This is a genomic window from Nonomuraea ferruginea, assembly GCF_039540635.1.
In the GTDB taxonomy this organism is placed as follows: Bacteria; Actinomycetota; Actinomycetes; order Streptosporangiales; family Streptosporangiaceae; genus Nonomuraea; species Nonomuraea ferruginea.
The window spans coordinates 332,559-340,492 of the sequence record NZ_BAABFD010000007.1 but is presented as its reverse complement, the minus strand read 5'-3'; the positions used below and the strand labels follow the sequence as shown (position 1 = coordinate 340,492).

7 protein-coding genes are annotated in these 7,934 nt (G+C 73.7%); all 7 read right to left on the bottom strand.

Going from position 1 to position 7,934, the window contains the following annotated elements:
• Nucleotides 1-2 precede the first annotated feature (2 nt).
• From ABD999_RS16350 to ABD999_RS16320, 7 genes are read right to left on the bottom strand one after another with little or no spacing between them, the layout of a single operon-like run.
• On the bottom strand, nucleotides 3-1,784 hold the full coding sequence (locus ABD999_RS16350; RefSeq protein ID WP_271278852.1) for an ABC transporter ATP-binding protein: 1,782 nt from the start codon (nucleotides 1,782-1,784) through the stop codon (nucleotides 3-5).
• Nucleotides 1,781-3,466, bottom strand: coding sequence for an ABC transporter ATP-binding protein (locus tag ABD999_RS16345; protein ID WP_271278853.1), 1,686 nt, complete (start codon nucleotides 3,464-3,466; stop codon nucleotides 1,781-1,783). The genes ABD999_RS16350 and ABD999_RS16345 overlap by 4 nt, the downstream gene beginning before the upstream one ends.
• Before the next feature lie 8 nt (nucleotides 3,467-3,474).
• Complete coding sequence (locus tag ABD999_RS16340) at nucleotides 3,475-3,702, bottom strand: MbtH family protein (protein ID WP_271278854.1); 228 nt, start codon at nucleotides 3,700-3,702, stop codon at nucleotides 3,475-3,477.
• The gene (locus ABD999_RS16335) at nucleotides 3,677-4,495 is read right to left on the bottom strand and encodes an ABC transporter ATP-binding protein (protein WP_271278855.1); all 819 of its coding nucleotides are present in this window, start codon (nucleotides 4,493-4,495) and stop codon (nucleotides 3,677-3,679) included. The genes ABD999_RS16340 and ABD999_RS16335 overlap by 26 nt, the downstream gene beginning before the upstream one ends.
• On the bottom strand, nucleotides 4,492-5,547 hold the full coding sequence (locus ABD999_RS16330) for a FecCD family ABC transporter permease (RefSeq protein ID WP_271278856.1): 1,056 nt from the start codon (nucleotides 5,545-5,547) through the stop codon (nucleotides 4,492-4,494). Before ABD999_RS16330 ends, ABD999_RS16335 begins: the two co-directional genes overlap by 4 nt.
• The gene (locus ABD999_RS16325) at nucleotides 5,544-6,599 is read right to left on the bottom strand and encodes a FecCD family ABC transporter permease (RefSeq protein ID WP_345482776.1); all 1,056 of its coding nucleotides are present in this window, start codon (nucleotides 6,597-6,599) and stop codon (nucleotides 5,544-5,546) included. The genes ABD999_RS16330 and ABD999_RS16325 overlap by 4 nt, the downstream gene beginning before the upstream one ends.
• Nucleotides 6,599-7,933 carry a lysine N(6)-hydroxylase/L-ornithine N(5)-oxygenase family protein gene (locus ABD999_RS16320; protein WP_345482775.1) on the bottom strand — a complete coding sequence of 445 codons (1,335 nt, stop codon included), beginning with the start codon at nucleotides 7,931-7,933 and terminating at the stop codon, nucleotides 6,599-6,601. Before ABD999_RS16320 ends, ABD999_RS16325 begins: the two co-directional genes overlap by 1 nt.
• Nucleotide 7,934 lies beyond the last annotated feature (1 nt).

Sequence of the window (7,934 nt, the reverse complement as noted above, 5' to 3'; positions counted from 1 at the left end):
CCCTAACGTGATGACGACGTGGGGGTGCGCGCCTCCCAGGCACGCCAGAGCTCCGCGTACCGGCCGCCTGCGGCGACGAGCTCCCGGTGCCCGCCCTCTTCGACGATCCGGCCGTGCTCCAGGACGACCACCCGGTCGGCGGAGGCGGCCTGGGTCAGGCGGTGGGCGACGATCAGGGTGGTGCGTCCGCGGGTGGCCGCGGCGGCGGACTCCTCCAGCTTGCGGGCGCCGAGGCTGCCGGCCTCGGCGGTGGCCTCGTCGAGGATGGCGATCGGGGGGTCGGCGAGGATCAGGCGGGCGAGGGCGAGCTGCTGGACCTGGGCGGTGGTGAGCTCGTGCCCGCCCTCGCCGACCACCGTGCCGAGGCCGTCGGGCAGGTCCGTCGCCCAGTCCAGGGCGCCGACGGCGGCGAGCGCGGCGGCGGCCTCCTCCGGCGAGGCGTCCGGCCGCGCCAGGCGCAGGTCCTCGATGAGCGGTCCGGCGAAGACGTGCACCTCCTGGGTGATGATCGCGACATGCTCGCGCAGGCTCCCGGGCGGGAGCGCCGCTCCTCCGACGCGTACGGAGCCGCTGCCGGGGGTGAGGATGCCCGCGGCGATCGCCGCGATGGTGGACTTGCCCGCGCCCGTCGATCCGACCAGCGCGACCCGCGAGCCGGCCGGCAGGCTGATGGAGACGCCGTGCAGCACCTCGGGGGCGCCGTCGTAACGGAAGTGCACGTCTGCCAGCTCAAGGGACGCGTCGACCGGCTCGCCCGTCCCGTCGCGGGGCTCCTCCGCGGGGGCGAGGTCGATGACGCCGACGAGCCTGGCCAGGCTCGCCGCCGCCGCCTGCACCTCGTCGAAGGTGAACAGCAGCATGCCGATGGGGTTGAACAGGCGGTGGAACAGGACCGCCGCCGCCGCGCTCTCTCCGACGGTCACGTGCCCCTGGCGGACGAGGAGGAAGCCGGTGACGAGGATCGCGGCCAGGCCGAAGAACTCCGAGCGGTTGACGCGTCCGACGAACCGGGTGAACAGCGTGAAGACGGACACCGAGATGTCGCGCACCTCGTGCGAGGCGTTCCCGATGCCGTGCAGGCGCCGCTGCTCCAGCCGGTAGGCGTGCACGGTGCGGACGCCCTGCATGCTCTCCACCAGCAACTGCGAGTTGTCCGCGACCGCGCGCCGCTCCTCGGCGTACTTCGGCGCGGCGCGTGGCAGGTACCAGCGCAGCGCCATCACGTACAGCGGGATGGCGACCGCGCCGGCGAGCCCGAGCCGCCAGTCGAGCCCGGCCATCGCGGCGACGCTCACCACGACCAGCAGGAACGCGGAGATCATCGTGGGCACCACGTTGGAGGCGGCCTTGCCGATCGCGGCCGTGTCGGTGCTGACCCGTGACAGCAGGTCGCCCTTGCCGACCCGTTCCAGGGTGGTGACGGGGAGGGAGAGCGCGCGGGCCACCGTGCTTTCCCGCAGGTCGGCGAGCAGCTGCTCGCACAGTCGGCTGATCAGGTACGTGCCGGGCCCGGCGGCGAGGCCGCCGACGAGCGCCCCCACGAGGATCACCGCGGCGACGGGGACGATCGCCGAGCCGGGAGCCCGCTCCGTGACGAGGTCGACGAGCCTGCCCAGCGCGTACACGGGCACCACCGACGCGGCGGCGCCCACGGCGCCCACCAGCACGGCGAGCGCCCCGGCCCGCCACCGCCCGCGCAGCTCCGCCCGCAGCCACGCCCATGTCCTGCGCGCGTCCGCGACGGGCAGCCGCTCGGGGCCCGTCGCCTGGTCGGAGGCCGTCATCTCAGCACCGCCCGGTTGTAGTCGTCGTCCGTCACGGCCAGGTCGGCGTGGGTTCCCTCGGCGGCGACCCGGCCGCCGTCGAGGACCACGACCCGGTCCGTCATGGCGAGCAGCGCGGGGCTGCTCGTCACCACCACGGTGGTGAGCTCCCCGGTGCCGCGCAGCGCGCGCAGGCCCCGGGCGATCTCGTGCTCGGTCACCGCGTCGACGGCGGTGGTGGGGTCGTGCATCACGAGGATCGGCGGGCGGGCCATCAGCGCGCGGGCGAGCGCGAGCCGCTGCCGCTGCCCGCCGGAGAGGCTGGCGCCGCGCTCGGCGACCAGGTGGGCGAGGCCGTCGGGATGGGCGGAGACGACCTGGCCGGCCGCTGAGGCCTCCAGCGCGGCCTCGTCCAGCGGCCCGCCCGCGGTGACGTTCTCCTCGACGGTCCCGGTGAACAGGTCGGTGAGGTGGGGTTCCACCAGCATCACCCGGCGGGCGTCAGCGGGCGTGAGCCGTGACAGGTGCGCGCCGCCGACGAGCACGCCGCCTTCGTACTCCTCCGGCGCCACCTGTCCGGAGAGGATCTTGACGAGCGCCTCACCATCGGCGGCTCGGTGGGGCACCACGCCGACGAACTCGCCCGGCCGCACCCGCAGGTCGACCCCGTCCAGCGGGCCGTACCTGAGCGTCCGCAGCTCCAGGCCGGACGGGCCCGCGACCTCCTCCGTACCCTCGGGGAGCAGCGGCTCGGCGTCCAGGACGCCGGCGACGCGGTCGGCGGAGGCCCTGGCCTCGGCCACCCAGCCGGGGACGACCGCGAGCAGGCCGATGGGCTCCATCAGGAACTGCGCGAGACCGATGACGGTGATGAGCTCGCCGACCGTGATCCGCCCGTTGAGCGCGAACCACCCGGCCAGGATCGCGACGCCGCACGCCAGCAGCGCGCCGCTGGACATGGAGGCGGACAGGTAGCCGCCCTGGGTGCGGGCCGCGCGCAGCGCCGCCCGCAGGGAGCGCCTGCTGACCTCGTCGTAGCGGCGGGCCGCCGCGCCCTCGGCGCCGATGCCGCGCAGCGGGCGCACCCCGCTGACCACGTTGGCCGCCAGGGACGTGGCCTCGCCGGCGAGCTCCTGCTGCTCGGCCACCCGCCTGGTGATCAGCGGGGTGGCGGCCTGGAGGGCGACGAGCACGACGGGCGTGCCGATCAGCACGGCCAGCCCGAGCTGCACGTCGATCACGAGCAGCGCGACGGCGCTCACCGCGGTCGCGGTCACCGCTCCGGCGACGCGCGGCACGTAGTCGAGCAGGTAGGAGGTGTTGTCGGTGTCGTTGACGGCCACGGTGAGCAGGTCGCCGGCCCGCCGGTCTGTCCTGATCCCGCGCGGGTGCAGGATCTTCGAGGCCACCTCGACGCGCAGGGTGTGCGCCTCGTCGGCGATGGCGATCATCAGCTGGCGGGCGCCGAAGCGGTAGCACATGGTCAGCGCGGTGAACAGCGCGGCCATGGCCGCCACCCACAGCAGGAGCGCGCCGCCGTCGCCCGGCCCGATGGCCTGGTCGACGATGACCCCGATGAGGATCGGCACCAGCGACTCGCACACCTGGTGCAGGCTGATCAGGCCGGTGCCGGCGCCCAGCCGGCGCCGGTTGCGGGTCACCGCGCGCCAGAGGACGCGGCGCCCGGTGATGGGGCGGGTCATGGGTCGGGTCACTGCTCGGCGGCCATGCTCTCGCGCAGGCTCCTCGGCCGCAGGTCCGTCCAGTGCTCCTCGACGTAGTCGACGCATTCCTGGCGTCTGCTCCGGCCTTCCTCGCCGAAGACGACGCGCCAGCCCTGTGGCACCTCCTTGAACGTGGGCCAGAGGGAGTGCTGCTCCTCGTCGTTGATCAGCACGTAGAAGGTGCCGTCCTCATCGTCGAAGGGGTTGTCGGACATCGTTTCTCCTGTTCGCGTGGTGGGAGCGGGGGATGACGAGCGGGGTGTGGGTCTCCGGGTCGTCGATGATCCGGCAGGGCAGCCCGAACACATCCTCGATCAGCTCGGCGGTGACGATCGCCTTGGGGTCGCCCTGGGCCACGACGGCGCCGGCCTTCATCGCGACGAGGTGGTCGGCGTACCGGCAGGCCTGGTTGAGGTCGTGCAGGACGGCCACCATGGTGTTGCGCTGCTCCCGGTTCAGCCGGAGGCAGAGGTCGAGCAGCTCGATCTGGTGGGCGATGTCGAGGAAGGTGGTCGGCTCGTCCAGCAGCATGATGGGGGTCTCCTGGGCGAGCACCATCGCCACCCAGACCCGCTGGCGCTGGCCGCCGGAGAGCGTGTCGACGAGCCGTCCCGACAGGTCGGTGACGCCGGTGGCCGCCATCGCCTTCACCACGGCGGCCTCGTCCCGCTCCGACCACTGCCGCAGCAGCCTCTGGTGCGGGTGGCGGCCGCGCGCCACCAGGTCGGCCACGGTGATGCCGTCCGGGGCGATCGACGTCTGCGGCAGCAGGCCGAGCCGCCTGGCGACCTCCTTGGCCGGGTACGCATGGATGTCCTCGCCGTCGAGCACGACCTGCCCGGCGGACGGCCTGAGCAGCCGGGCCAGCGCCCGCAGCAGGGTGGACTTGCCGCAGGCGTTCGGCCCGACGATCACGGTGAGCCGGCCGTCCGGTATCTCCAGGTCGAGGTGCTCGCTGATCGGCCGCTGGTCGTAGCCGAGCGTGAGGTCCCTGGCGCTCAGTCTCACGGTGCCGCCTTCCGCATCGGCCTGGCCAGGAGCCAGGCGAAGTAGAGCCCGCCGAGCGACACCGTCACCACGCCCACGGGAAGCTGGGTGGGCGCGAACAGCCGCTGGCCGAGCCAGTCGCTCGTTGTCAGCAGCAGCGCGCCCATCACGGCCGACGGCGCCAGGGCGACGCCCGCCGTACGGGTGAGCAGCCGGGCCAGTTGCGGGGCGGCGAGCGCGACGAACGAGATCGGCCCCGCGGCGGCGGTGGCCACGGCGGTCAGCGCGACGCCGATGACGAGGTAGAGCAGCCGGGTCCGTTCGGTGCGCACGCCGAGAGCGGCGGCGGACTCCTCGCCCATGGCCAGCAGCGACAGGCGCGGCCAGAGAGCCAGCAGGCCCGCGGTGAGCAGCGCGACCGCGACGGCCACGGCCGGGACCTGCTCCCACGTGACCGTGTTGAGGCTGCCCTGCCCCCAGATGGCGGCGGCGACGGCGAGCTGCAGCTGGACCTTGATGACGAACCACTGGTTCACCGAGGCGAGGATCGCGCTGATCGCGATGCCCACGACGATGAGCCGGAACCCGTGGACGCCGTGCCGGTACGCCAGCAGGTAGACCACCGCGGCCGCCAGGAGTCCCCCGGCCAGCGCGCCGGCCGCGGTCTGGTGGTAGTCGCGGCCCACCAGCAGCATCGTGACCAGCACCCCGGTGTAGGCGCCGGTGTTGAAGCCGATCACGTCCGGGCTGCCGAGCGGGTTGCGCAGCAGCGACTGGAAGACGGCGCCGCTCAGCCCGAGCGCCGCGCCGACGAGCAGGGCCAGCAGCACGCGCGGCAGCCGCCACTCGACGACCACCAGCCGCGTCGCGCCGGAGCCCTGCCCGGCCAGCGCCCCGATCACCTCGCCAGGCGGCACCTCGAACTCGCCGGTGCCCAGCCCGAGCACGGCGACCGCCAGGGCGGCCAGGCCGAGCCCGGCGCAGACGAGCGCGGTACGCGCGCCGAACCGGACCGACAGCGGGCCGGGTCCCCGCGCGACCACGACCCGGTGGCCGAAGTCCACCCCGTTCACAGGCCGCTCACCGCTCTCCGCCTGATCAGCCAGATCAGAACCGGCGCACCCAGGAACGCGGTGACGATGCCCGCCTGCAACTCCGCCGGACGGATCAGCATCCGCCCGGCGATGTCGGCGCCGAGCAGCAGGATCGGCGCGCAGATCACCGTGTACGCGAGGATCCAGCGCTGGTCGGGCCCGACGATCCGGCGGACGGCGTGCGGCACCATCAGGCCCACGAAGCCGATCGGCCCGACGGCCGCGGTCGCCGCCCCGGTCAGCAGCGTCACCGAGAGCACCGACAGCACGCGCGTCCTGACGACCCCTGCGCCGAGCGTGCGGGCGAGGTCGTCGCCCAGCGCGACGGCGTTCAGCGAGCGGGCCGCCGCCAGCGCCAGGCCCAGGCCGAGCACGACGAACGGGGCGACGGCCACGGCGATCTGCGCCGGCCGTCCGGCGAGCGTGCCGACGTCCCAGAAGCGCAGGTAGTCGAAGGCCCTCGGCTTGACCAGCCGGATCCCGGCCGAGGCGCCCGACATGACCGCGCCGAGCGCGACGCCCGCCAGCGTCAGCCGGAGCGGCGTCGCGCCGCCGCGCCCGATCGAGCCGAGCGCGTAGACGAGGACCGTGGCGAAGGCCACCCCGGCGAACGCGAACCACACGTACGACCAGATGCCGGTGAGCCCCAGCACGCCGATCGCGAACACCACGAAGAGCGCCGCGCCGGCGTTCATCCCGAGGATCTGCGTGTCGGCCAGCGGGTTGCGGGTCACGGCCTGGAGCACCGCCCCGGAGACGCCGAGCGCGGCCCCCGCCAGCAGGCCGAGCAGCGTCCTCGGCACGCGCAGCTCGCGGACGATCACGTGTTCTTCCGTGCCGGCGAAGTGGGCGAACGCGTCCCAGACCGTGCCGAGGGCGATGGTCCTGGTGCCGGCGGCGACGCTGAGGACGCACGTGGCGGCCAGCGCCGCCACGAGCACGAGCAGGACGCCGCTCCGGCCGGCGTCGCCCGCGGCGAGGCCGGCCGGCCGCTGCGCGGAGACGCCCGGCCGGCCCTCGGCGACGACCACTAGGTCGCCGCCCTGGCCCGCGGCGTGCGGTGGGCGAGCAGCGAGTCGCGGATCTCCCCGGCCCGGATCGCGGTGGTGGACAGGAGCGTCGAGGTGAGGCCGTGGGTGTGCTCGCCCGCCCCCTGGAGGTAGATGCCGGCCGACACGTTCGGGGGCGTCAGTACGCGGTAGTCGCGGCCGATCCTGACCTCGTCCTCCTCGTCGCGGAGGCAGAGCTTGGCGGCCCGGCCGAGCACGGCGCCGATGTCCTGGGGCCGGTAGCCGGTGGCGTGGACGAGCAGGTCGGCCTCGATCACCTCGCGGGCTCCGGTGGGCAGGAACTCCACCTCGACGTGGAGCCGGTCGTCCAGCGCGCGCACCTCGCGGATGCGCGAGGCGCGCAGCAGGCGCAGCCGCTCGCTGCCCCGGACCTTCTCCCGGTAGACGGTCCGGTAGAGGGACTCGATGAGGTCCATGTCCACCACCGAGTAGTTCGTGCTCCGGTGGTAGTCGAGCAGGGACTGCTTGACCTGGGGCGGGGCGCCGAAGTAGGTGTCGACGGCGGCCGGGTCGAAGATCTGGTTGGCGAAGGGGCTGTCGTCGGCCGGGGTGTAGCCGTACTTGGCGAAGACGGCGCAGATCTCCGCCTGGTCGAAGGTGCGGTGCAGGTAGTCGGCCGTCTCGGCGGCGCTCTGGCCCGCCCCGAGCACCAGGGCCCTGCGCACCGGGGTCCCGGCTTCCTGGAGTGCGCTCACGCGGGGCAGCAGCTCGCTGTTGTGCCACACGCGGTCGGAGACGACGGTCCCCGGCGGCAGGTGCGGCTCCAGGCCGGTGGCGACGCAGAGGTTGCGCGCCCGGCGGATGAAGGTGCGCTCCGGGCGCTCCGGATCGCGGACGATCACGTCGAACGCGTGGACCTCACCGCCCTCCCCGGTCACCGGCTCGACGGACACCACCTCCGCCGAGTACTCGACCAGGTCGCGCATCCGCGCGGCGGCCCACTCGAAGTACGCGTGGAACTCGATGCGTAACGGGAAGAGCGTCTTGTGGTTGAGAAAGTCCACCAGCCTGCCGCTCTGCTTGAGGAAGCAGAGGAAGCTGAAGTCGCTGGCCGGGTCGCGCATGGTGACCAGGTCTTTCAAGAAGGACACCTGCATGGTCGCGTCGTCGAGGAGCATCCCCCTGTGCCAGCCGAAGTCGTGCTGCTTCTCCAGGAATCCGACGCGGAGCCGCTCGCTCTCCGGGACCCGCGCGTTGTGCTCGGCCAGCGCGATCGCCAGCGCGAGGTTGGATGGGCCGAAGCCGATTCCCAGGATGTCGTAGGTGCCGTCCGGTCCGCTCAGCAGTGTCTCCACC

Excerpts from the sequence above, each read along its gene's own strand:
- ABD999_RS16350 (WP_271278852.1), bottom strand. The coding sequence starts at position 1,784 with ATGACGGCCTCCGACCAGGCGACGGGCCCCGAGCGGCTGCCCGTCGCG.
- ABD999_RS16340 (WP_271278854.1), bottom strand. The coding sequence starts at position 3,702 with ATGTCCGACAACCCCTTCGACGATGAGGACGGCACCTTCTACGTGCTG.
- ABD999_RS16345 (WP_271278853.1), bottom strand. The coding sequence starts at position 3,466 with ATGACCCGCCCCATCACCGGGCGCCGCGTCCTCTGGCGCGCGGTGACC.